We start from the raw sequence: 22,527 nt of genomic DNA, 5'->3' as shown, positions 1-22,527 counted from the left end.
CCCGTGACGATCACCTGGCGGGCCGTCGCGCTGACCGCGGTCGGCGTGCTCCCGGTGCTGCTCGTCCCGGTGCCGGGCACCGTGCTGGTGTGGGCGCTGCTGTGCGTCGCGCTGTGCGTGGTGGACACGGCGCTGGCCGCGTCGCCGCGCGCCGTGGCGATCCGCCGGGAGACCACCGGCCCGGTGCGGCTGCACGAGCCGTCGCGGTCGCGGCTGACCGTCACGCACACCGGCCCCCGCCGGCTGCGCGCGCTGGTGCGGGACGCCTGGCAGCCGTCGGCGGGCGCGGTCCGCAACCGGCACCGGGTGGACCTGCCGACCGGGGAGTCCCGGCGGCTCGACACGCCCCTGCTGCCGGCGCGGCGCGGCGACCTGCACGCGGACCGGGTGACGATCCGCACCGCGGGCCCGCTCGGGCTCGCCGGGCGGCAGGCGTCGTTCGACGTGCCCGGCACGGTGCGCGTCCTGCCGGAGTTCGCCTCCCGGCGTCACCTGCCGAGCCGGCTCGCCCGCCTCCGGGAGATGGACGGCCGCTCCGCGGTGCAGGTGCGCGGGGCCGGGACGGAGTTCGACTCGCTCCGCGAGTACGTGATCGGCGACGACGTGCGGTCGATCGACTGGCGGGCGAGCGCCCGGCGCTCCGACGTGGTGGTGCGGACCTGGCGGCCCGAGCGGGACCGGCGGGTGCTGATCGTGCTCGACACATCGCGGACCAGCGCCGCGCGCACCGGCGAGGAGCCGCGGCTGGACGCCTCGATCGAGGCCGCGCTGCTGCTGGCCGCTCTCGTCTCGCGCGCCGGCGACCGCGTCGAGCTGCTCGCCTACGACCGCACCGTGCGGGCGCGCGTCGCCGGCATGTCCGGCCCCCGGCTGATGCCCGCGCTGGCGGACGCGCTGGCCGTGGTCGAGCCGTCGCTCGTCGAGGCGGACTGGCCGGGCGTCGTCGCGCAGGTGCAGGAGCGGCTGTCGCAGCGGGCGCTCGTCGTGCTGCTGTCCGCGCTGGAGCCGGCCGCGGTCGAGCAGGGGCTGCTCGGCGTGGTCGACCAGCTCGCCGCCCGGCACCAGGTCGTCCTGGCCTCGGTGCGCGACCCCGAGACGGAGCGGCTGCGCGCGGGGCGCGAGGACGTCGCCGCCCTGTTCGACGCGGCCGCCGCCGAGCGGACCGAGCTCGAGCGGGCCGCGGTCGCGCTCCGGCTGCGCGGGCGGGGGGTGGAGGTGGTCGACGCGCTGCCGGACGACCTGGCGCCGCGGCTCGCGGACGCGTACCTCGCGCTGAAGGCGGCGGGGCGGCTGTAGGGCCGGCCTGTGGGCGGGTCGCCGTACGGTGGCGGCGTGACCGACCGGATCACCACCCGCGGCCTCGGCAGGGCCCTGCTCGCGCGCCAGCACCTGCTCGACCGCACCCCGACGGACGCCGTCGCCGTGGTCGCGCACCTCGTCGCCCTGCAGTCGCAGACCCCGACGTCCGCCTACCTCGCCCTGCACGCCCGGGTCGACGGCTTCGCGCACGCCGACCTCGCGGTGCCGATGCTGGACCGCCGGGTCGGCCGGCTCGCGCTGCTGCGGGACACCGTGCACCTCGCCACGGCGGACGACGCGCTGGCGCTGTGGCCGGTGCTCGCGCCGACGCTGCGGCGGCACCTGACCGCGAACGTCTCGGCTGCGCCGACGCTGCGGCAGGTGGACCTGGACGAGCTGCGCCGGGTCGCCCGCGCGGTGCTGGACGCCGACGGGCCGCTCACCGCGGGCGACCTCGGCGCCCGCCTCGCCCGCACCTGGCCGGGCCTGGACCCCCGGGCGCTCGCGATGGGCGCGCGCGGCCTCCTGCCCCTGGTGCAGGTCACGCCGCGCGGGGTGTGGGGCCGGAGCATGCCGACGACCTGGACGCCGGCGGACGCCTGGTTCGGCGCGCCGGTCGCGGAGCCGACAGACCCGGAGATCACCGCCGCGATCGGCACCTAGGTCCCATGCCGCGGCCCCCTCGGCGGGTCTAGCGTCCGCACCGACGGCGCGACGAGGCCCCCGGGGAGCGAGCCATGACGGACATCAGGACGGCGGCGACGGACTTCCTCGCCGCCCGGCGCATCGCGGTCACGGGCGTGTCCCGCACGCCCGGCAGCCACGGCGGGAACGTCGTCTACCGGCGCCTGCGCGAGACCGGGTACGAGGTGTTCGCGGTGAACCCGAACGCCGAGACGGTCGAGGGCGACCCGGCGTACCCGGACCTGACGTCGATCCCCGGCGGGGTCGAGGCCGTCGTCGTCGCGACCCGCCCGGAGCACGCCGCCGCGACCGTCCGGGAGGCCGCCGACCTCGGCGTCGGGAGGGTCTGGATGCACCGGTCGGTGGACGCCGGCAGCGTCGACGCCGCCGCGGTCGCGGAGGGCCGCGCGCGGGGGCTCACCGTGATCGACGGCGGCTGCCCGCTCATGTTCGGCGCGCCGTCCGACCGCGCGCACCGGGTGATGTGCCGGCTGATGACGCTCACCGGACGGGTGCCGCGCCGGGTCTGAGGCGTCAGCGGGCCGCGGCGTACTGCGTCTCGTACAGCTCCGCGTACAGCCCGCCCGCGGCGAGCAGCTCGGCGTGCGTGCCCTGCTGCACGACCCGGCCCTCGTCCAGCACGACGATCGCGTCCGCCTCGCGGATGGTGGACAACCGGTGCGCGATGACCAGCGCGGTCCTGCCCTCCAGCGCCTCCGCGAGCGCCCGCTGCACGGCCGCCTCCGACTCGGAGTCGAGGTGCGCGGTGGCCTCGTCGAGGATGACGACGGGCGGCGCCTTGAGCAGCAGCCGCGCGATCGCGAGCCGCTGGCGCTCTCCGCCGGACAGCCGGTAGCCGCGGTCCCCCACGACGGTGTCCACGCCGTCGGGCAGCCGGTGCACCAGGTCGGCGATCTGCGCGCGGGCGAGCGCCTGCTCCAGCTCGGCGTCGGTGGCGTCCGGCTTGGCGTAGAGCAGGTTCGCGCGGATGGTGTCGTGGAACAGGTGCGCGTCCTGGGTGACGATGCCGATGGCGTCCCGCAGGCTCGCCTGCGTCACCTCCCGGACGTCCTGGCCCGCGATCCGCACCGCGCCGCCCGTCACGTCGTACAGGCGGGCGACCACCTGGGAGATCGTGGTCTTGCCGGCGCCGGACGGCCCGACCAGAGCGACCAGGTGCCCGTGCGGCACCGTGAACGAGACGTGCTCCAGCGTCGTGCCGGGGATCTCGGTCTGCAGCCGGGCGACGGACTCGAGCGAGGCGAGCGACACCTCGGACGCCGCCGGGTACCGGAACGAGACGTCGTCCAGCTCGATGGTCGCGGTCCGGGCCACGTCGTCCGGCAGCGGGCGGGCGTCCGGCGCGTCCGCCACGCTCGGCTCCAGGTCCAGCACCTCGAGCACCCGCTCGAACGACACCAGCGTCGTCATGACGTCGACCTGCACGTTCGACAGCGCGGTGATCGGTCCGTACAGCCGCGTGAGGTACGAGGTCAGCGCGACGACGACGCCGACGGTCAGCGACCCCTGGATCGCGAGGACGCCGCCGAGCCCGTAGACGATGGCGACCGCGACCGCCGCGACCAGGGTCAGCCCGATCCGGAACACGGCCCCGTACATGGCGCTGGTGATCCCGATGTCCCGCACCCGGGCGGCCCGGCCGGCGAACACCGCGGTCTCGTCGTCGGGGCGGCCGTACAGCTTGACCAGCTGGGCTCCGGCGACGTTGAACCGCTCGGTCATCGTCTGGCCCATCTCGGCGTTCAGCCCGTAGGCCTCCTGCGTCACGGTCGCCAGCCGCCGGCCCATCGCGCGGGCGGGCAGCACGAACGCCGGCAGCAGCACCAGCGAGACGAGCGTGATCTGCCAGGACAGCGACAGCATCGCGGCGATCACCAGCACGACCGTGAGCACGTTCGACACGACGTTGGACAGCGTCGAGGTGAACGCCTGCTGCGCGCCGAGCACGTCGCCGTTCAGCCGCTGCACCAGGGCGCCGGTCTGCGTGCGGGAGAAGAACGCCAGCGGCATCCGCTGCACGTGGTCGAACACCTGCGTGCGCAGGTCGAGGATCAGGCCCTCCCCGATCCGGGAGGACAGCCAGCGCGAGGCGAGGGCCAGGCCGGCGGCGACGAGCGCGAGCAGCGCGACGAGCCCGGCGAGGCCGAGCACCAACCCGGTGCGACCGGCCGAGATGCCGTCGTCGATGATGCGCCGGTACAGCAGCGGGGTCGCCGCGCCCACCGCGGCGTCGAGGGCGACGAGGACGAGGAAGATCGCGAGCAGCCGCCGGTACGGGCGGGCGAAGCCGAGGATGCGGCGCAGGACGTCGCGGGTGAGCCGGCGCTGGGCGACGGACGGGTCGAGGCGGAACGAGCGGTACATCGACCGCGCGTCCATCCCGCCGCCGCGCCCGCCGTGCAGGGGTCCGTGCATGGACATGGGGCCTCCCGGGGGATCGGACTTTAGTGAGGGTACCTCTCTATGTGTCCGACTCGCTATCGTGGGGGGCATGACCCCGGTCACCCCTGCACCCCACCCCGGGGACGAGCTCTTCTGGCTGCTGCGCCGCGCCCTGCACACGATGCGCCGCGACGTGCGGTCGCAGGCCGACCTCAGCCCGTCCCGGCACCGGCTGCTGCGCGTCGTCGCGCGGGCGCCCGAGCCCCAGCGGCAGACCGCTCTCGCCGCGGCGCTCGACGTCGTCCCGCGCTCGATCACCTCGCTGGTGGACGACCTCGAGCGCGCCGGCCTGGTCGCGCGGGAGCCCGACCCGACCGACCGGCGCGCGACCCTCGTCACGGTCACCGACCGGGGGCGGGCCGTGCTCGCCGAGGCCGACCTGCGGCGCCGCGCGCACGGCGAGGAGCTGCTGGCCCGCCTGGAGCCCGGCGAGCGGGCGGAGCTGCTCCGCCTGCTGCACCGGCTCGTGGACGACGGCGACGAGGCCGTCTGCTGAGGCCCCGGGTCAGACGACCCCGAGCGCCAGCATCGCGTCGGCGACCTTGAGGAAGCCGGCGATGTTCGCGCCGACCACGTAGTTGCCCGGTGCGCCGTACTCGTCGGCGGTGGACGCGCACCGGTCGTGGATGTTCCGCATGATCGCGGCGAGCCGGTCCTCGGTGTAGTCGAACGACCACGAGTCGCGGCTGGCGTTCTGCTGCATCTCCAGCGCCGACGTCGCCACGCCGCCCGCGTTCGCCGCCTTGCCGGGGCCGAACAGGACGCCCGCGTCCTGGAACAGCTGCACCGCCTCGGGGGTCGTCGGCATGTTCGCGCCCTCGGAGACCGCGACCAGGCCGGACGCGACCAGCGCGCGGGCGTCCGCCTCGTCCAGCTCGTTCTGGGTGGCGCAGGGCAGCGCGACCGTGCCGCCGACCTCCCAGACCCGGCGGCCCGGGACGTACCGCGCGGCGCCGCCGCGGCGCTCGGCGTAGGCGGCGAGCGACCCGCGCTCGACCTCCTTCACCTGCTGCACGAGCGCCAGGTCGATGCCCTTCTCGTCCACGACGTAGCCGCGGGAGTCCGAGCACGCCACGACGTGCGCGCCGAGCTGCTGGGCCTTCTGGATCGCGTAGATCGCGACGTTCCCGGAGCCCGACACGACCACGCGCTGCCCGTCGAACGACTGGCCCGCGGTCCGCAGCATCTCCTCGGCGAACAGCACGGCGCCGTAGCCGGTGGCCTCGGTGCGGACCAGCGAGCCGCCCCAGCTCACGCCCTTGCCGGTGAGCACGCCGGACTCGTACCGGCCGGTCATGCGCTTGTACTGGCCGAACAGGTAGCCGATCTCCCGGCCGCCGACGCCGATGTCCCCGGCGGGCACGTCCACGTACTCGCCGATGTGCCGGGCCAGCTCCGTCATGAACGACTGGCAGAACCGCATCACCTCGGCGTCCGAGCGGCCCCGCGGGTCGAAGTCCGAACCGCCCTTGCCGCCGCCGATCGGCATGCCGGTCAGGGAGTTCTTGAAGATCTGCTCGAAGCCGAGGAACTTCACGATGCCGAGGTTCACCGACGGGTGGAACCGCAGGCCGCCCTTCGACGGGCCGAGCGTGGTGCTGAACTGGACCCGGAACCCGCGGTTGATCCGCACGCGGCCGGCGTCGTCGACCCACGGCACGCGGAACACGATCTGCCGCTCGGGCTCGCAGAGCCGCTCCAGCACGGCGGCGTCCACGTACTGCGGGTGCCGCGCCAGCACCGGACCGAGGCTCGCGAACACCTCCCGGACCGCCTGGTGGAACTCCGGCTCGCCCGGGTTCCGCTCGAGCACCTGCACCAGGACCTGGTCGAGCTGTGCCTGCACCGTTCCTCCTCGCGTCGTCGCGTCACGACCCCCCGACGGCGGTCACCGTACGGCGGGTGCGCGCCGCCCCGTCGGGGTGTCCACGGAGTGGGTCGATCGACCCGGTGCGGGCACGCCGGGGGTCAGCGGCTCGGGTCGGGCACGCCGTGCGGCAGCCGCTGCAGGAGGACGGCCTCGTGCGCGACCCGGGCGGCCGACCGGGTGCTCGCGGCCAGCTCGCGGTCCCGGCGCGTGGCCAGCACCGCCGCGAGGAACGCCTCGGGGTGCGTCCCGGGCGGCGGACCCGGGGCGACGTAGCGGGCGACCTCGCCGGCGAGCTGCTGCCCCAGCGCGGCGCGCGAGCCCGGGTGCAGCCCCGCCGCCCGGCCGAGGAACTGCCGCACCGACAGCGCGAGCCCGTCCGGCAGCCGCGCGACGTCCGCCGACGTCGCCCACCCCGCCAGGTACGGCGGCATGGTCACGACCGGGACGGCCTGCTTGCGCCCGCGCACCCGCACCGCGTACGTGCCGGCGAGCATGTCGCCCAGCCGCTTGCCCTGCGGGTGCACCAGCGACGTGATGAGCGCGACCGAGCCGAACGTCGCCCACAGCTCGAGGATCCCGACCAGCGCCCGCACGAGCGACTGCCGGAACCGGATCGGCCCGCCGTCGTCCCGCACCACCCGGATCCCCACCGCGAGCTTGCCGAGCGACCGCCCACGGGTCAGCGTGTCCACCGTCGTCGGCAGCACCACGGTGATGACCACCATCGTCACGACCAGGGTGATCCGCATCAGGTCGTCGCTCGGGGCGATCGTCACGACGTTGACCGCGAGGAGCACCAGGCCCAGGAGCACGAGCCCGAGGGCGACCAGGTCGACGAGCGCGGCGCCCAGGCGGCTCACCACGGACGTCGGCCGGGCGTCCAGCAGCACGCCCTCGCCGATGACGATGCCGTCGTCCACCGGGGCTCCCCTCGCTCGTCACCGCCCTGCGCGCCGGGCGTCCTGTGGCAGGGTATCCGGCGTGGACCTCGACGCCTTCTCCGCCGTGCGCCGGCCGGCCTGGGCGCGCCTGGACGAGCTGACCCGCCGCCGCGTCCGGGACGGGGCCGAGGCCGACGAGCTGGTGCGGCTGTACCAGGCGGTCGCCACCGACCTGTCCACCGTGCGCTCCGCCGCGCCCGACCCGGACACCGTGGCCCGGCTGTCCCAGCTGCTGGCCCGCGCGCGGTCCGCGATCGCCGGCACCCACGAGCCCGCCTGGCGCGACGTCCGGCGGTTCCTCGTCTTCTCGCTGCCCGCGGCGCTCTACCGGATCCGCTGGTGGAGCGTCGCGGTGATGACGGCGTTCCTGCTCGTGGCCGTCGTCGCCGGCTGGTGGGTCGCCACCGACGCCGACGCGCTCGCCGCGATGGGCACGCCCGCGCAGCGCCAGCAGTACGTCGACGAGGCGTTCGCCTCCTACTACGACCCGGGCCTCGGCTTCGCGGCCGTGGTGTGGACGAACAACGCCTGGATCGCCGCCGTCTGCATCGGCATCGGGATCTCCGGGATCGGCCCGCTGTACGTGCTCGCGCAGAACGCCGTCAACGTCGGCGCGACCGGCGGCATGATGGCCGCGCACGGCAGCCTGGACGTGTTCCTCACGCTGATCGCCCCGCACGGCCTGCTGGAGCTCACCGCGATCTTCGTGGCCGGGGCCGCCGGGCTGCGGCTGTGCTGGACCTGGGTGGACCCGGGCGGCCGGCCGCGCGGGCGGGCGCTGGCCGAGGAGGGCCGGTCGACCATCACCGTGGCGATCGGGCTGGTCGGCGCGCTCGCGCTGTCCGGGCTCGTGGAGGGCTTCGTCACCGGGTCGTCGCTGCCGTGGTGGCTGAAGATCGTCGTCGGGGCGGTCGCGCTGGCCGCGTTCTGGACGTACACGATCGCGCTCGGCCGCCGGGCGGTCCGCGAGGGCGAGACCGGGGACCTGGAGGAGGACGCCGCGGGGTACGCGGTGGCCGTCGCGGGCTGAGGCGGGGGGTCGTCCCCCGCTCAGGCCAGCAGCGCGCCCGACCGGCCGGCCGCCCCGGCGAGCGCCGCCGGCCGCCGCGCCCCCAGCCAGAGCGTCGCGGCGCCCAGCGGCGTCCGGCCCGCCTCCGTGAAGCCGAGCGCCTCGAGGTCCGCGACCTGCGCCGGGTCGACGGTCACCGCGAGGACCTCCCGGCCCGCCGCGCCCTCGGCGTCGAGGACCGGGGCGAGCACGTCGGCCAGCAGCGCGGCCCGCCGCTCCCCCGGCACCCGGCCGGCGTCCGCGAGGACGGTCAGCACCCGCCGGGCGTCCGAGTCGCGCGCCAGGGCGAGCGTGTGCGCCGTCGCGCCGACCAGCGAGCGCAGCGGGGCGTGCGCGGGCTCCGGGTCGCGCTCGGGCGGGGTGCCGAGCTCGCGGGTGACCTCGCGGTGCAGGTCGGCGGCGAGGTGGTCGGCGTCCGGCGGCAGCCACACGGCCACCGCGGCGACCTCGGCGCCCTGCCGCGCCAGCCAGACCTCGCCGTGCTCCAGGGCACCCAGGCTCAGGACCAGGCGCGCGGCCGGGCCGGAGTGCTCCGGGTGGGGGACCTCGTCGGGCTCGCCGTCGCCGTCGAGGTCGATGAACGGCCGGTGCTCCGCGAGCATCCGGGCGACGGGGTTGACGTCCACCAGCCCCGCGCGCTCCACCCGCCACGCGGCGGGGTCGAGGTCGGGCAGGTCGTCGTCGACACGGTCCTGGTGCACGGAGCCAGTCGAGCACGAACGGCTGGACGTTCCCTGGACGCCTCCCGCGCGCGGACCGGGCATCGGTACGGTCGGGGCCATGGCCACCGACGTCGACGCCGCGCTGCGCCGCAGCCGCCTGGCCCCCGCGACGGTCGCGCTGCTGCTGCTCGCCGGCGCGCTGGCCTCGGTGTGGCTGCACTCCGTGCCCTTCCCGCCCGACATGATCTGCCCCGCGGTGTACCCGGGGACGCGGCCCTGCACGGACGGCGGCCGGCGCGGGGCGGGCGCGCTGGCCACGGGGCTGCTGGTCGGGTCGACGCTGCTGGCGCTGCTCGTGCTGCTCGTGGGGCGGGGCCGGCGGCGGGCGGTCGCCTGGGGCGTCGTCGCCGGGCTCGCCGCGGGGTGCGCCGCGGGGTGCGCCGCGGTGCTCGCGGCGGTGCCCGCGCTCATGGGGTACTGACCGCGGGCCGGGCGAGCGGCGCACGCGCGCGCGACCCGGCCAGGCGGTCCGTCACCGCCACGACCGCCACCAGCACCCCCCACGCCGCGCCGAGGTAGCCCGCGCGGGACACCCACCAGTCCCAGGTCCACGGCTCCGGCAGGGCCGCGCCGACGCCGAGCAGGACCACGCCGGACACCGCGAACATCGCCGTGAGGTGCCACAGGTACAGCCCCATCGACCGGGCCCCCGCCCAGCGCACCAGCCGCGACCGCCCCGCCCAGCGGCCCAGCGCGTCCCGGAACACGAGCACCCCGGCGACCTGCGCGACCGCGAACCCGACGACCGGCGCGGTGGGCGGGGCGAGGTTCGACATCGTGTCGCCGGGCATGCCGATCAGCGAGACCGGGTAGGGGCCGACGAGGAGCAGCAGCACGGTCGCCGCCAGACCCGCGGCGGCGAGGAGGCCGAGCACGAGGCGCGCGGGGACGGCGGTGCGGGCGCGGTGCCCCGCAGGCCCGGGCCGCAGCCGGCGGTCGGCGTCGAGCAGGCCGCCCAGGAACGGCACCGCCCACACCAGCAGCACGTTCGGCCAGCCCGGGATCGGCAGCTCGTCGGAGAACCGCAGCAGGTCCACGACCACGGGCAGCGCGGCGGCGACCAGCAGCACCCGGGCGCCCCCGAACCGGCGCAGCGTCCGCACCAGCAGCGGGGCGAGCGCCAGCAGCGCGAGCTGCACGCCCAGGAACCACAGCGGCTGCGGCACGATGCGCGCCACCCGCTCGACGGCGGCCTCCGGGACCCCCAGGTGCGGCAGCGCCGCCACCAGCAGCGCCCAGATGCCCGCGAACACCGCCACCGGCCGGGCCATCCGCACCAGCCGGACGCCCGCGAACCGCCATCCCGGCTCCCCCGGGTGCCGCGCGAGGTCGTACCGCGCGGCGGCGCCGGCGGCGAAGAACAGCAGCGGCAGCGGCTGGAGCCACGTGAGCAGCCACGCCGGGCCGTGGGCCAGCGCGTTGCCGACCTCGAGCTCCCGGCCGTCCCAGGCGGCCTCGACCATCAGCCAGTGCAGGGCGACGACGAGCAGGATGCCGACGGCGCGGACGCCGTCGACGAACGGGTCGCGGACGCGGCGCGCGGGCGGGGCCGGGGCCGGGGCCGGGGCCGCGAGGGTGTTGGACTCCCCCGCGCGCACCGCGGGCACCGGGCGGGTGCGCGGCCCGGGGGCGGGGCGGGTCGGGGCGGGGTCGGGGGCCCGGTTCGGGGGGCGGGACGGCAGGACGGTCGACATGGTGGCGCTCCGGTGGGGACCGCACGGCGACCCGCGCGGGCGCCCGGCGATCGGGCGCACCCCCAGCCTCCCGAGCGAAGCCGCAGGTCAGAAGGGGCGCAGCCCCCGTCTTGCCGGGCGGCCACCCCCCGGGGGACGGGGGGCTGTCCCCACCCCACCCGCGCGCGTCGGGCTCTGGCCCGGCCCGGCCACCTCGGCCACCGAGGTCGAGGGTTTCGCACGAAACCGGCCGCGCAGACCCTCGACCTCGCCGCAAACCCTCGACCTCGGCGACGAGCCGGCGGGTGAGCCCCGGGCCAGGCGGCGCTCAGGCCTCCAGGTCGAGGTAGCGCAGGACCGCCAGGACGCGGCGGTGGTCGCCGGCGTCGGGGGCCAGGTCGAGCTTGCCGAAGATGGACGTCACGTGCTTCTCGACCGCCCCGTAGGACAGCACGAGGCTCTCCGCGATGGCCCCGTTGGACCGGCCCTGCGCCATGAGCTCGAGCACCTCGGACTCGCGCGGGGTCAGCCGGGCCAGGCCGGGGTCCACCCGGGCGGCGCCCATGAGCTGCGTGACGACCTCGGGGTCCAGCACGGTGCGCCCGGCGGCGATCCGCTCGAGGGCGTCGAGGAAGTCGGCGACGTCGGCGACCCGGTCCTTGAGCAGGTAGCCGACCCCGCGGGCGTCGCCCCCGAAGAGCTGCGCGGCGTACCGGGTCTCGACGTACTGGCTGAACAGCAGCACCCCGAGCCCGGGGTGCTGCTCGCGCAGGGTCAGGGCGGCGCGCAGCCCCTCGTCGGTGAACCCGGGCGGCATCCGCACGTCCACGACGGCGATGTCGGGCAGCGCCCCGGCAGCGGCCAGGGCGTCGACCTCGCGGACCAGCGCGTCGCCGTCCCCGACGGCCGCGACGACCTCGTGGTCGCGCCGGGACAGCAGCGCGACGAGGCCGTCCCGGAGGATGACGGAGTCCTCCGCGATCACGACCCGCACGCGGCACCCCCCGTCGCGGCGGGGCGCGGTGCGGTCATCGGGCGACGCTCAGCGGCAGGTGCACGGTCACCACCGTAGGGCCTCCCACCGGGCTGTCGATGTGCAGGTCGCCGTCCACGGTGGCCACGCGGTCCGCCAGCCCGCCGAGGCCGCTGCCGCCGGACGCTCCGGGCAGGCCCGGCCGTGCGCCGCCGTGGCCGTCGTCGCGCACCCGGACCCACAGCGTCCCGTCCGCGACCTCCGCCCGGACGTACGCGCCCGACGCGCCGGAGTGCCGGACCACGTTCGTCAGCAGCTCGGCGACCGCGAAGTACGCGATGGTCTCGACCTCCGGCGCGGGCTGCTCGGCGAGGTCCACGTCGACGGTGACGGGCACGGGGCAGCGCGCCGCGAGCGTCTCGAGCGCCACGGCCAGGCCGTCGTCGAGGGCCGGCGGGTGGATGCCGCGCGCGATGTCGCGGAGCTCGACGAGCGTCTCCTTGAGCGCACCCTGCGCGCCGTCGAGCAGGTCCAGGGCGTCGGCGCGCACGGCGTCGTCCTCGCCGCGGGTCGCCAGCCGGTCGCGGGCGTCGCCGATCTGCATGGCGACGGTCACGAGCCGGGCCTGCGTGCCGTCGTGCAGGTCGCGCTCGATGCGGCGCAGCCGGGCGTCGGCGTCGGTGACCGCGGCGCCGCGCGTCTGCTCCAGGAACCGCACGCGCAGGCTGGACGCGGTCGGACCGAGCAGGTTCGCGCCGAGCAGCCGGAACACGTGGGCGAACCCGATCGTCAGGCGCTGGAACACGAGGAACGCGAGCAGGCCGATCGCGATGAGGATCCACTGCCGCAGCGGCGTGTCGATGAAGTAGTCCGGGCCGAACGACGCCCCCCGGTGCAGCTGTCCGTCGGCACCCTCCTGCTCCGGCAGCCACCGGTACCAGAACCAGTGCGTCGTCCCGCCGAGCGCGACCGCGAGGAACGCCACGGGCAGCACGAACGACACGATCGCGAGCGGCAGCGCCAGCAGCCCGTACGCCAGCCCCCGCCACGCGGCGGCGTCGCCGAGCAGGCTGCCGAGCCGGCGCCAGAACCCGCGCGTGCGGCGGCGCGGCAGCGGCGGGGCGATCGAGGTGCGGAGCATCCCGCGGGCCATCGCCCGGTACAGCCCGGCCCAGGCGCGCCCGCCCTGCACGACCCACCCGGCGGGGAACAGCCCCACGACCGTGACGGCGAGCGACGGCGGCAGCACGATCGCGACCACCGCGTACGCGAACGCGAACGGCGCGAGGAGCAGGGTGAGGAACAGGTAGCCGAGCTCGCGCCAGGTGCGGGTCAGCACGCCGGGCTGCCACACGGCGCCGCGCGCCAGCGCCGCGGTGCTCGCGACCGGCGCCGGGGTGGCGATCGACGAGGCCGGTGGCGGGGCCGGCGGGGCGGCCGGGTGGGTGGCGGACATGGCGGTGCTCCTCGGTGCGACGGGCGTCCGCGGCGGGCGGACCGCACCATCGTCCCGTGCGGGACCCGGCGCGCGGCACCCGGCGCTCCCGCCGGTCGGTCCGGGGGTTGTCCCCCCGGTCGGGTGGCCGGGTTCCCGACCGCCAGGTCACAAACCGATAACGATCCAAGACAAGGTAAAGTCGCAGGTCAGACTGCTAATCGCGATGCACAGTCGTCCCATCATCCACCGAAAACGCACGATCGCGCCTCGCCAAACGGGACGAGATGCGGCACGGTGGAACCCGACCAGATCGACGACCGGTCGGTGTGCGACGCCCTCATCTCGGCCCTCGCAGCGCCCCTCACCAGGGCCGCGGCGCGAGGGCCGTGGCGCGTCCGCCGCCGTGCGAGCGCCCCACCCGGGGCGCGCCGCGTGGCCACCGCCGACCCCGACGCGCCGCGCCCCTCGCCGGGTGCACCCGAGCCGCACGGCCCGGGGCGCGCGTCATGACGTGACGAGGTGGAGAAGTGACAGGACTGCGCGTCGAGGGCGTGTACAAGGTGTTCGGCCGCCGGCCGGGCGAGGCGGTGAAGCGGCTCCGCGACGGGGCCGCCCGCGAGGACGTGCGGCAGTGGGGGACGGCGGCGGTCATCGACGCCGACCTCGAGATCCGCAGCGGCGAGACCTTCGTGGTCATGGGGCTGTCGGGGTCCGGGAAGTCGACCCTGATCCGGATGCTCAACGGCCTGCTGAAGCCGACCGCCGGGCGCGTGCTGCTCGGCGACGACGACCTGGGCGCCGTCTCCGCGGCCCAGCTGCGGACCATCCGGCAGCAGAAGGTCAGCATGGTGTTCCAGCACTTCGCGCTGCTGCCGCACCGCAGCGTCCGGGACAACGCCGCGTACCCGCTGGCGCTCCAGGGCATCGACAAGGCGGAGCGCCGCGCCCGCGCCGACGAGGCGCTCGAGCTGGTCGGCCTCGGCCAGTGGGGCGACGCGCTCCCCCACGAGCTGTCCGGCGGCATGCGGCAGCGCGTCGGACTGGCCCGGGCGCTCGCCGCGGACACCGACATCCTGCTGATGGACGAGGCGTTCTCGGCCCTCGACCCGCTGATCCGCCGCGAGATGCAGGACCAGCTGCTCGAGCTGCAGCAGTCGCTCGGCAAGACCATCGTCTTCATCACGCACGACCTCAACGAGGCCATGTACCTCGGCGACCGGATCGCCGTGATGCGCGACGGCCGCGTCGTGCAGGTCGGGACCAGCGAGCAGATCCTGTCCGACCCCGCCGACGACTACGTCGCGCAGTTCGTCGCCGACGTCGACCGCACGCGGGTGCTCACGGCCTCGTCGGTGATGCGCCGCCCCGCGGCGGTCGTGTCGCAGGCCGGCGGTCCGCGGCTGGCGCTGCGCACCATGCGCGACGCGCAGGTCGCGGCCGCCTACGTCGTGGACCGCACCCGGACCCTGCGCGGGATCATCCGGGACGCCGACGCCGTGGACGCCGTCCGCGCCGGGCGCGAGTCCCTCGACGGGCTGGTGGACACCTCGCTGAGCTCCGTGTCGGTCGACACCGCGCTGGCCGACGTGTTCGCGCCCGCCGCCGAGTCGCCGCTGCCCGTGCCGGTCACCGACGACAAGGGCCGCCTGGTCGGGGTCATCCCCCGCGTCACGCTGCTCGAGGCCATGGTGCCGCCGGAGACCAGCACGCCGCCGCGCGGCACCCCGGTCGCCGACGCGCCGGGAGCCGCCGTCGACCCGGCCGCCCGCGTCGGCGAGGAGGTGCCGGCATGAGCGCCGTCGTCCGCGCCCTGGAGTCCACGGACCAGGGCATCCCCCGCCTGCCGCTCGGCGACGCCGTCGACACCGCCATCACGTGGGTGACCAGCACGTTCAGCGGCGTCTTCGCCGCGATCAAGAGCGTCCTGGAGGGCGCCTACGACGGCCTGGACGCCGTGCTGTCCGGCCCGCCGTTCTGGTTCATCGCGGTGGCGCTCGCGCTGGTCGCGCTGTTCGCGAAGGGCTGGAAGCTCGCCGTCGGCACGCTGGTCGGGCTCGTGGTCATCGCGGGCGTCGGCCAGTGGGGCAACGCCATGGACACGCTCGCGCTGGTGATCCTCGCGAGCCTCGTGGCCCTGGTGCTCGCCATCCCGCTGGGCATCTGGGCCGCCGGCGACGACCGGGTCTCGCGGACGGTCCGGCCGGTGCTCGACTTCATGCAGACCATGCCGGCGTTCGTCTACTTGATCCCGACCGTGGTGATCTTCCGCGTCGGCGTCGTCCCCGGCATCGTCGCGACCGTGATCTTCGCGATGGCCCCGGGCGTCCGGTTCACCGAGCTGGGCCTGCGGCAGGTCGACCGCGAGGTCGTCGAGGCGGGTCACGCGTTCGGCTCGACCGACGGCCGCATCCTCCGCCAGATCCAGCTGCCGCTCGCGATGCCGACCATCATGGCCGGCGTCAACCAGGTGATCATGCTGTCCCTGTCGATGGTGGTCATCTCCGGCATGGTCGGCGCGGCCGGCCTCGGCGGGGCCGTCGTCCAGGCGCTGCAGCGGGTCAACGTGTCGCTCGGCTTCGAGGCCGGCCTGTCCGTGGTCATCCTCGCGATGTTCCTGGACCGGGTGACCTCCGCCCTCGGCACGCGCACCCCGACGGCCCGGGCCGTCGCCGCGGCCGCCAAGGCCTGATCCCCCCGCTACCCCCACACCCACCCCCGACCGGGCGCCCGGTGCGATGCCGCGCGCCCACGGAAGGACACACCCATGCGCACCCGCACCCGCCGTACCACCCTCGCCGCCTCCGCGGTCGCCGTCGGGCTCGCCCTGACGGCCTGCGCGTCGGGCTCCGGCTCGGCCGGCTCCGACGAGGAGGAGCGGCTCGCCAACGGCGACCTGCCCGAGGTCGCGATCGGCGTGCACTCCGGCTGGGACGAGGGCATCGCGGTGTCCGCGCTGTTCCAGACGATCCTCGAGGAGGACGGCTACACGGTCGAGTCCCAGGAGGCCGACGCCGGCGTCGTCTACACCGGCCTGACCGGCGGCGACTTCGACGTCAACTTCGACATGTGGCTGCCCACCACGCACGCCGACTACCTCAAGGAGTTCGGCGACGAGATGGAGCAGCTCGGCGTCTGGTACGACGACGCGCGCCTGACCATCGCGGTGAACGAGGACGCACCGATCACCTCGCTGGACGAGCTCGCGGAGAACGCCGGCGCGTTCGGCGACCGGATCGTCGGCATCGAGTCCGGCGCGGGCCTCACCCGCATCACGCAGGACGAGGCCGTCCCCACCTACGGCCTGGAGGACATGGAGTTCGTCGTCTCCTCGACGCCCGCGATGCTGGCCGAGCTCAAGGGTGCGACCGACGCGGGCGAGAACATCGCCGTCACCCTGTGGCGGCCGCACTGGGCGTACGACGCCTACCCGGTCCGCGACCTCGAGGACCCGGAGGGCGCCATGGGCGAGGCCGAGGAGATCCACACCGTCGGCCGCCTGGGCTTCAGCGAGGACTACCCGACGCTGACCAAGCTCATCGAGGCGTTCACCCTCAGCGACGAGCAGCTGTTCTCGCTGGAGAACCTCATGTTCAACGAGGACGGCGGCGGCGACCCGGCCGCGTCCGCGCAGGCGTGGCTGGAGGAGCACCCGGACTTCGTCCCGGACCTGAAGGCCGCCGCCGGGGTCTGACCCCGGGGCGCACACCCCCCGCAGAGTGGAAGGTTCGAGCGGACTCGCCCACCGCGTGTCCGCTCGAACCTTCCACTTCGTCGTCCGCGGGGGTCAGGACGCCGGGGTCGCGTGCCGGAGGTCCGGTTCCAGGTAGATGACGCGGGCGATGGGGACCGCCGCGCGGACGCGCTGCTCCGCCGCGTCGATGGCCGCCGCCACGTCCGTCGCGGACGCCGTCGGGGCGATCTCGATCTTCGCCGCCACGAGCAGCTCCTCCGGGCCGAGGTGCAGCGTCCGGAGGTGGATCACGGACGGCACGCCGACGCCGACCAGCGCGCCGCGGATCGCGTCCACATCCCGCCTCGACGCCGACTCGCCCAGCAGCAGGCTCTTCGTCTCGACGGCCAGCACGATCGCGATGAGCACCAGCAGCACGCCGATCGCCGCCGACCCCACGGCGTCCCACCGGCCGTCGTGCGTCACCAGCGTCATCGAGACGCCGAACAGGGCCAGGACCAGGCCGATGAGCGCGCCGAAGTCCTCGAGCAGCACGACGGGCAGCTCGGGCGCCTTCGCGGTGCGGATGTACGACACCCACCCCTGGTCGCCGCGGGTGTGGTTCGCCTCCCGGATCGCGGTGCGGAAGGAGAAGCCCTCCATGACGATCGCGGCCAGCAGCACCGCGATCGGCACCCACTGCCAGGACTCGATCGGGTGCGGGTCGCTGAACTTGTGCCACGCCTCGTACAGCGCGAACAGACCACCGAGGCTGAACAGCACGATCGAGACGATGAACGCGTACATGTAGCGCTCGCGCCCGTAGCCGAACGGGTGCGACTCGTCGGCCTGCCGCTTGGCCCGCCGGCCGCCGAGCAGCAGCAGCACCTGGTTGCCCGAGTCCGCGACGGAGTGCACCGACTCGGCGAGCATCGAGCTCGACTGGGTGAGCAGGAACGCGACGAACTTCGTCACCGCGATCCCGAGGTTCGCGGACAGCGCGGCGATGATCGCCTTGGTCCCGCCTCCGTGAGCCATGCCGGTCCTCCCGCTGGTCAGCGCACGGGTGACCGCGGTCGCCCGGGACCGCCCCGCGGCGGCCCGAGCGGTGATGCTAGACCTCGCGTGCCTCGTCGGCGAGCAGGACGGGGATGCCGTCGCGGACCGGGTAGGCCAGCGGGCGGTCCGGGTCGGTGGAGACGAGCTCCGGCTGCCCGCCCGGGCCGACGCCGTCGACCAGGGTCGCGCCGGTCACCGGGCAGCGCAGCAGCTCGCGCACCCAGGGGGCCAGCCCCGTGGTGTCCGCCATGCTCAGGCCTCCTGCCGCACGAGCGCGAGCACGTCGTCGCGCACCTTCTCCATGATGTCCTCGTCCGCGGCCTCGACGTTCAGGCGCAGCAGCGGCTCGGTGTTCGACGCGCGCAGGTTGAACCACCACTGCGGGTGGCCGTCCCAGTGCGAGACCGTGAGGCCGTCGAGCTCGTCGACCGTCACCGGGCCCGCGCCCTGCTGCTCCACGTACGCCTCGACGACCCGGGCGCGGGCGGCCGCCACGTCGGCGACGCGGGAGTTGATCTCCCCCGAGGCGACGTACGGCTGGTACTGCTCCGCGAGGGCGGACAGCGGGTGCGGCTGACCGCCGAGGGCGGCGAGCACGTGCAGCGCGGCGAGCATGCCGGTGTCCGCGAAGAAGAAGTCGCGGAAGTAGTAGTGCGCCGAGTGCTCGCCGCCGAACACGGCCTCCGACTCGGCCATCTGCGCCTTGATGAAGGAGTGGCCGACGCGGGTGCGGACGGCCTTGGCGCCGGCCGCGGTCACCAGGTCGGGCACGACCATCGAGGTGATGAGGTTGTGGATCACCGTCGGGGTGCGGCCCGCGGCCTTCTCCCGCTCGATCTCCCGGAGGCCGACCAGCGCGGTGATGGCGGACGGGCTGACCGGGTCGCCGTTCTCGTCCACGACGAAGCAGCGGTCGGCGTCGCCGTCGAACGCCAGGCCGATGTCGGCGCCGTGCTCGACGACGGCCTTCTGCAGGTCGCGGAGGTTCTCCGGCTCCAGCGGGTTCGCCTCGTGGTTCGGGAAGGTCCCGTCGAGCTCGAAGTACAGCGGGACGACCTCGAGCGGCAGCTCCGGCAGGCCCGCGCCGGTGCCGAGCACGGCCGGCGCGGTGAAGCCCCCCATGCCGTTGCCGGCGTCGACGACGACCTTCAGCGGGCGGATGCCCGACAGGTCCACCAGGCCGCGCAGGAAGGCCGCGTAGTCGGCGAGCAGGTCCTGCTCCGTCACCGACCCCGCGGGCCCGTCGCCGGCGGGCACGCCGTCGCGCAGGTACTGCGCCGCGAGGTCGCGGACCCGGGACAGGCCCGTGTCCTGCCCGACCGGGCGGGCGCCGGCGCGGCACAGCTTGATGCCGTTGTACTCGGCCGGGTTGTGGCTGGCGGTGAACATGGCGCCCGGGACGCCGAGCTTACCCGACGCGAAGTACAGGCCGTCGGTCGAGCACAGCCCGATCCGCACGACGTCCACGCCGCGGGCGGCCAGGCCCTCGGCGAACGCGCCGACCAGCTCGGGGCCGGAGGGACGCATGTCGTTGCCGACCACGACGAGCGGGCGGGCGCCCTCGGGCGCCTCCGGCAGCACGACCACGTCCGCGAACGCGGCGCCGATGGCGCGGGCCACCTCCGCGTTCAGCTGGTCGGGGACCGTGCCCCGGACGTCGTACGCCTTGATCAGGCCGGTCAGGTCGGGCAGCGCAGTCTCAGGCACGGGCGTCACGGTATCCCATCAGCGTGTCGGTCATCAGGTGGTGCGGGGCGCCGGAACGGGACCGGACCCGGCGGAGCAGACGGGCCTCCCACGGGGCCAGCGGGGCGGCGGGGCCCGGGTCGTCCGCGGCGGCGGGGCGGGGCCCGTCGGGCGGGACCCGCCGGGTGCTGAGGAGCACCGCGGCGTCCGCCCAGCCCTCGGTGGCGCCCCCGGTGGGCCACGGGGCCTCCGTCGACGACACGTTCGCCACGAGCAGCAGCTCGACCTCCCCGCGCCGGCGGAGCAGCGCGTAGCGCACGGGGTCGTCGGGCAGCAGCACCGTCGTGTCCCCGTGCGCGAGCGCGGGCTCGGTGCGCCGCAGCGCCACGAGGTCGCGGTGCACGCGGAGCACGGAGCACGGGTCGTCCCGCTGGGCCGCCACGTTCCGGTGCCGGGCCTCGGGGTGCGCGGCCAGCCACGGCGTACCCGCGGTGAAGCCGCCGTGCAGCCCGTCGTCCCAGGAGACCGGCACCCGGGCGTGGTCCCGGCCGAGCGCGCGCAGGCCGTCCAGGACGGCCGCGGGGTCGGCGCCGCCCGCCACCGCGGCGGCGAGCACGGTCCGTGCCTCCACGTCCACGAGGTCCTCCGGCCCGGCGACCGGCCGGTTCGTCATGCCGATCTCGTCGCCCTGGTAGAGGAACGGGGTGCCGCGGTGCGCGTGCAGCAGCACCGCCCACATCGCGGCCGACCGGGAGGTCCAAGGGTCCGGCGCCCCGTACCGCGACGCGATGCGCGCCTGGTCGTGGTTGCCGAGGAACAGCGCCGGCCAGCCGGCGTCCGGGCGTTGCCAGCGCGCCGCCCACGCCTTGAGGTCGCGGAGGTCCAGGGGGCGCCGGCGCCAGCGCGCGGGCTCGCGGTCCAGCTCGGCGTGCTCGAACTGGAGCACCAGGTCCAGGCCGCCGTCGGTCGTGAGCACCCGGGCCCCCTCCGGGGTCGTCCCCGGCGCCTCGCCGATGAGCAGCGCGTCCCCCGCCGCGGCACGCAGCTCCCGGAGGTACCCGGCGAGCCGCGGCCCCCCGGCGCAGGCGGCCACGGCGTCCGCGTACCCGGACCCTGGGCCGACGGGACCGTCCCGCAGCACGTCGGGCTTGTCCACGAGTGTGATCACGTCCAGCCGGAAGCCGTCGATCTCCCGAGCCCGCCAGAACCGCAGGACGTCCGCGAGCGCCGCCCGGGTCTCCGGTCGCGACCAGTCCAGGTCGGGCTGCCACGGGGAGAAGATCCCGAGGCGGTAGGCCCCCCGTCCGGCGTCCCACGTCCAGGCGGACCCGCCGAACGCCGCCCCCCAGTTGGTCGGCTCGGAGCCCGGCGCACCCCCGGCGCACCCCGGCCGGGGTGGACGCCACACGTACCGCTCGGGGTGCTGCCGCAGCCACGGGTGCGCGTCCGAGGTGTGGTTCAGCACCAGGTCCAACACCACCCGGATGCCCCGCTCGTGCGCCGCGGCCACCAGGGCGTCCAGGTCGTCCAGGGTGCCGAACAGCGGGTCCACCCCGCAGAGGTCGGACACGTCGTACCCGTTGTCCCGCTGCGGCGACGGGTAGACCGGGCAGAGCCAGAGCCCGCCGACGCCGAGCCACGCGAGGTGGTCGAGGCGCTGCGTCAGGCCGCGAAGGTCGCCGACGCCGTCGCCGTCGGAGTCCTGGAACGACCGCGGGTACACCTCGTAGACCACGGCCTCGTGCCACCAGCTCACGGCGCACCCGCCCCTGCCGGCACCCCGACGAGGGCGCACGTGCCACGTCCGGCGAGCGCGACCGGCCCGTCCGCGGCCGGCACCAGCACGGACTCCCCCGCCCCGAGCCCGCACCGCCCGGCGCGGGTGGCGACCTGGACGACGCCGGCGAGCCCGACGACGGTCCGGGGCCCGCAACCGGCCGCGGAGAGCGTCGCCGGCGCGCCCGCGTCGACGTCGGCCACCGTGAGCGCGAACTCGTCCGCGGTCGTGCCGTAGGTTCGGGTCACCAGCCCCGCCCCGGCCGCGACCGGCGCGGGGCGCAGCACGGGCGCGGCCCTGGGCTCCGGGTCCAGGACCGCGAGCAGCTCCGGCGCGTCCACCACTTTGGGGGTGAGGCCGGCGCGCAGCACGTTGTCGGACGACGCCATCACCTCCAGGCCGACCCCCGCCACGTAGCAGTGCAGCCGGCCGGCACCCACCGCGAACCCGTCCCCGGGCCGCAGCACGACCGGGTGCAGCAGGAACGAGGCGACGACGCCGGGGTCGTCCGGGAAGGACGCGGCGAGCCGCGCCGCCACGCGCCGCGGGTCGGCGTCGCGCGCCGGGTCGACGGCCGCGTCGGGGGCCGGTCCCAGCGCGCAGGCGACGGCGGCGACGGCCTCGGCGGGCAGCGCGAGGACCCGGCCGAGCGCGGCGCGCAGCCGCGCGCCCGCGGGTTCGGGACCCAGCAGCGCGTCGAGCACCCCGTCGAGGGCCGCCCGGGCGCCGAGCCCGGCGAGCAGCGCGGCCGCCTCCTCGGGCGACCGCAGCCCCGCCAGGGCCACGGTGGGCCGCAGCGCAACCAGGAGCTCGGGCTTGTGCCACGGGTCGGGATACCGGCGCTCGGCGGCGGGGACGCCAGCCGCGACCTCCTCCGCGTGCCGGCGCGCGGCCCGCTCGCGGTCCGGGTGCACCTGGAGCGAGAGCGGCCGGTCCGCGGCGAGCAGCTTCACCAGGTACGGGAGCCGGTCGCCGAACCGCGCCCGCACGTCCGGCCCGAGGACGTCGTGCGGCCGCTGCGCGACGAGCGCATCCAGCGGGAGCGGCGCGCCGTCCTGCGTCGCCACGGAGGGGGCGGCCGGGTGCGCCCCGACCCAGATCTCGGCGTACCGCCGGCCGTCCGGCGTCGTGCCGAGCAGCTCCGGCAAGGCGTGCGCGGAGCCCCAGTCGTAGTGCCGCACGGGGTTCGTCAGGCGCAGCACC

At 75.9% G+C, this 22,527-nt stretch carries 21 protein-coding genes; 9 read left to right on the top strand and 12 right to left on the bottom strand.

Translation table 11 applies throughout. The features are described from left to right. Window positions 1–3 precede the first annotated feature (3 nt). From HNR08_RS14035 to HNR08_RS14025, 3 genes are all read left to right on the top strand, one after another. The gene (locus HNR08_RS14035; RefSeq protein WP_146832301.1) at window positions 4–1,296 is read left to right on the top strand and encodes a DUF58 domain-containing protein; all 1,293 of its coding nucleotides are present in this window, start codon (window positions 4–6) and stop codon (window positions 1,294–1,296) included. A 36-nt stretch (window positions 1,297–1,332) separates the two neighbouring features. Next, a complete protein-coding gene (locus HNR08_RS14030) occupies window positions 1,333–1,962 on the top strand; it encodes a DNA glycosylase AlkZ-like family protein (protein WP_183835076.1) in 630 nt (209 codons plus the stop codon). Between the two features lie 74 nt (window positions 1,963–2,036). After that, on the top strand, window positions 2,037–2,513 hold the full coding sequence (locus tag HNR08_RS14025) for a CoA-binding protein (RefSeq protein WP_146832306.1): 477 nt from the start codon (window positions 2,037–2,039) through the stop codon (window positions 2,511–2,513). 4 nt (window positions 2,514–2,517) lie between these two features. On the opposite strand, the gene HNR08_RS14020 is transcribed toward HNR08_RS14025, so the two are convergent. After that, a complete protein-coding gene (locus tag HNR08_RS14020) occupies window positions 2,518–4,425 on the bottom strand; it encodes an ABC transporter ATP-binding protein (RefSeq protein WP_146832309.1) in 1,908 nt (635 codons plus the stop codon). A 70-nt stretch (window positions 4,426–4,495) separates the two neighbouring features. Between HNR08_RS14020 and HNR08_RS14015 the strand changes: the two genes are divergently transcribed. Then, window positions 4,496–4,942, top strand: a complete 447-nt coding sequence (locus tag HNR08_RS14015) for a MarR family winged helix-turn-helix transcriptional regulator (RefSeq protein ID WP_146832312.1) — start codon at window positions 4,496–4,498, stop codon at window positions 4,940–4,942. Between the two features lie 9 nt (window positions 4,943–4,951). Here the strand turns inward: HNR08_RS14015 and gdhA are convergent, their stop codons facing one another. Both gdhA and HNR08_RS14005 read right to left on the bottom strand, forming a co-directional pair. Beyond that, the gene (gene gdhA / locus HNR08_RS14010; RefSeq protein WP_146832315.1) at window positions 4,952–6,292 is read right to left on the bottom strand and encodes an NADP-specific glutamate dehydrogenase; all 1,341 of its coding nucleotides are present in this window, start codon (window positions 6,290–6,292) and stop codon (window positions 4,952–4,954) included. 122 nt (window positions 6,293–6,414) lie between these two features. Next, the gene (locus tag HNR08_RS14005) at window positions 6,415–7,236 is read right to left on the bottom strand and encodes an RDD family protein (protein WP_146832318.1); all 822 of its coding nucleotides are present in this window, start codon (window positions 7,234–7,236) and stop codon (window positions 6,415–6,417) included. A 61-nt stretch (window positions 7,237–7,297) separates the two neighbouring features. Here HNR08_RS14005 and HNR08_RS14000 point away from each other — a divergent pair, with 61 nt between their 5' ends. Continuing rightward, window positions 7,298–8,287 (top strand): stage II sporulation protein M, encoded by a 990-nt coding sequence (locus tag HNR08_RS14000; RefSeq protein ID WP_146832321.1) that lies wholly within the window; start codon window positions 7,298–7,300, stop codon window positions 8,285–8,287. A 20-nt stretch (window positions 8,288–8,307) separates the two neighbouring features. Here the strand turns inward: HNR08_RS14000 and HNR08_RS13995 are convergent, their stop codons facing one another. Beyond that, window positions 8,308–9,027 (bottom strand): hypothetical protein, encoded by a 720-nt coding sequence (locus HNR08_RS13995; RefSeq protein WP_146832324.1) that lies wholly within the window; start codon window positions 9,025–9,027, stop codon window positions 8,308–8,310. Window positions 9,028–9,106: 79 nt separating this feature from the next. Between HNR08_RS13995 and HNR08_RS13990 the strand changes: the two genes are divergently transcribed. Then, window positions 9,107–9,469, top strand: coding sequence for a hypothetical protein (locus HNR08_RS13990; protein ID WP_146832327.1), 363 nt, complete (start codon window positions 9,107–9,109; stop codon window positions 9,467–9,469). Here the strand turns inward: HNR08_RS13990 and HNR08_RS13985 are convergent. The 3 genes from HNR08_RS13985 to HNR08_RS13975 form a co-directional block, all read right to left on the bottom strand. Beyond that, window positions 9,456–10,742: an acyltransferase family protein gene (locus tag HNR08_RS13985; RefSeq protein WP_146832330.1), complete on the bottom strand. Its 1,287-nt coding sequence runs from the start codon at window positions 10,740–10,742 to the stop codon at window positions 9,456–9,458. The genes HNR08_RS13990 and HNR08_RS13985 overlap by 14 nt on opposite strands. A gap of 307 nt (window positions 10,743–11,049) precedes the next feature. Then, window positions 11,050–11,715, bottom strand: a complete 666-nt coding sequence (locus tag HNR08_RS13980; protein WP_146832334.1) for a LuxR C-terminal-related transcriptional regulator — start codon at window positions 11,713–11,715, stop codon at window positions 11,050–11,052. A gap of 34 nt (window positions 11,716–11,749) precedes the next feature. Beyond that, window positions 11,750–13,150, bottom strand: coding sequence for a sensor histidine kinase (locus tag HNR08_RS13975; protein ID WP_146832337.1), 1,401 nt, complete (start codon window positions 13,148–13,150; stop codon window positions 11,750–11,752). Between the two features lie 509 nt (window positions 13,151–13,659). Here HNR08_RS13975 and HNR08_RS13970 point away from each other — a divergent pair. From HNR08_RS13970 to HNR08_RS13960, 3 genes are all read left to right on the top strand, one after another. Next, window positions 13,660–14,925, top strand: coding sequence for a quaternary amine ABC transporter ATP-binding protein (locus HNR08_RS13970; protein ID WP_146832341.1), 1,266 nt, complete (start codon window positions 13,660–13,662; stop codon window positions 14,923–14,925). Further along, a complete protein-coding gene (locus tag HNR08_RS13965) occupies window positions 14,922–15,821 on the top strand; it encodes an ABC transporter permease (RefSeq protein WP_146832344.1) in 900 nt (299 codons plus the stop codon). The genes HNR08_RS13970 and HNR08_RS13965 overlap by 4 nt, the downstream gene beginning before the upstream one ends. Window positions 15,822–15,896: 75 nt before the next feature. Beyond that, complete coding sequence (locus HNR08_RS13960) at window positions 15,897–16,823, top strand: glycine betaine ABC transporter substrate-binding protein (protein ID WP_146832347.1); 927 nt, start codon at window positions 15,897–15,899, stop codon at window positions 16,821–16,823. Between the two features lie 93 nt (window positions 16,824–16,916). Here the strand turns inward: HNR08_RS13960 and HNR08_RS13955 are convergent, their stop codons facing one another. From HNR08_RS13955 to manA, 5 genes are all read right to left on the bottom strand, one after another. Beyond that, window positions 16,917–17,840 carry a cation diffusion facilitator family transporter gene (locus tag HNR08_RS13955; RefSeq protein WP_146832350.1) on the bottom strand — a complete coding sequence of 308 codons (924 nt, stop codon included), beginning with the start codon at window positions 17,838–17,840 and terminating at the stop codon, window positions 16,917–16,919. 76 nt (window positions 17,841–17,916) lie between these two features. Next, window positions 17,917–18,111: a Trm112 family protein gene (locus HNR08_RS13950; protein WP_146832353.1), complete on the bottom strand. Its 195-nt coding sequence runs from the start codon at window positions 18,109–18,111 to the stop codon at window positions 17,917–17,919. Between the two features lie 2 nt (window positions 18,112–18,113). Then, window positions 18,114–19,568 carry a phosphomannomutase/phosphoglucomutase gene (locus HNR08_RS13945; RefSeq protein WP_146832356.1) on the bottom strand — a complete coding sequence of 485 codons (1,455 nt, stop codon included), beginning with the start codon at window positions 19,566–19,568 and terminating at the stop codon, window positions 18,114–18,116. Further along, the gene (locus HNR08_RS13940; RefSeq protein WP_146832359.1) at window positions 19,561–21,303 is read right to left on the bottom strand and encodes an alpha-glucosidase; all 1,743 of its coding nucleotides are present in this window, start codon (window positions 21,301–21,303) and stop codon (window positions 19,561–19,563) included. The genes HNR08_RS13945 and HNR08_RS13940 overlap by 8 nt, the downstream gene beginning before the upstream one ends. Further along, entirely contained in the window at window positions 21,300–22,526 is a 1,227-nt protein-coding gene (gene manA / locus HNR08_RS13935) for a mannose-6-phosphate isomerase, class I (RefSeq protein ID WP_146832362.1), read from the bottom strand. The genes HNR08_RS13940 and manA overlap by 4 nt, the downstream gene beginning before the upstream one ends. Window position 22,527 lies beyond the last annotated feature (1 nt).

This window comes from Cellulomonas hominis (genome assembly GCF_014201095.1).
Lineage (GTDB): Bacteria > Actinomycetota > Actinomycetes > Actinomycetales > Cellulomonadaceae > Cellulomonas > Cellulomonas hominis.
Note: the sequence above shows the minus strand (reverse complement) of the source record. Positions and strands in the feature narration are given on the sequence as shown.

Bases quoted from the DNA above. Each gene is read 5' to 3' on its own strand.
- HNR08_RS14025 (WP_146832306.1), top strand. From the start codon at position 2,037: ATGACGGACATCAGGACGGCGGCGACGGACTTCCTCGCCGCCCGGCGC.
- HNR08_RS14020 (WP_146832309.1), bottom strand. From the start codon at position 4,425: ATGTCCATGCACGGACCCCTGCACGGCGGGCGCGGCGGCGGGATGGAC.
- HNR08_RS14015 (WP_146832312.1), top strand. From the start codon at position 4,496: ATGACCCCGGTCACCCCTGCACCCCACCCCGGGGACGAGCTCTTCTGG.
- HNR08_RS13990 (WP_146832327.1), top strand. From the start codon at position 9,107: ATGGCCACCGACGTCGACGCCGCGCTGCGCCGCAGCCGCCTGGCCCCC.
- HNR08_RS13985 (WP_146832330.1), bottom strand. From the start codon at position 10,742: ATGTCGACCGTCCTGCCGTCCCGCCCCCCGAACCGGGCCCCCGACCCC.
- HNR08_RS13975 (WP_146832337.1), bottom strand. From the start codon at position 13,150: ATGTCCGCCACCCACCCGGCCGCCCCGCCGGCCCCGCCACCGGCCTCG.
- HNR08_RS13965 (WP_146832344.1), top strand. From the start codon at position 14,922: ATGAGCGCCGTCGTCCGCGCCCTGGAGTCCACGGACCAGGGCATCCCC.
- HNR08_RS13960 (WP_146832347.1), top strand. From the start codon at position 15,897: ATGCGCACCCGCACCCGCCGTACCACCCTCGCCGCCTCCGCGGTCGCC.
- HNR08_RS13955 (WP_146832350.1), bottom strand. From the start codon at position 17,840: ATGGCTCACGGAGGCGGGACCAAGGCGATCATCGCCGCGCTGTCCGCG.
- HNR08_RS13950 (WP_146832353.1), bottom strand. From the start codon at position 18,111: ATGGCGGACACCACGGGGCTGGCCCCCTGGGTGCGCGAGCTGCTGCGC.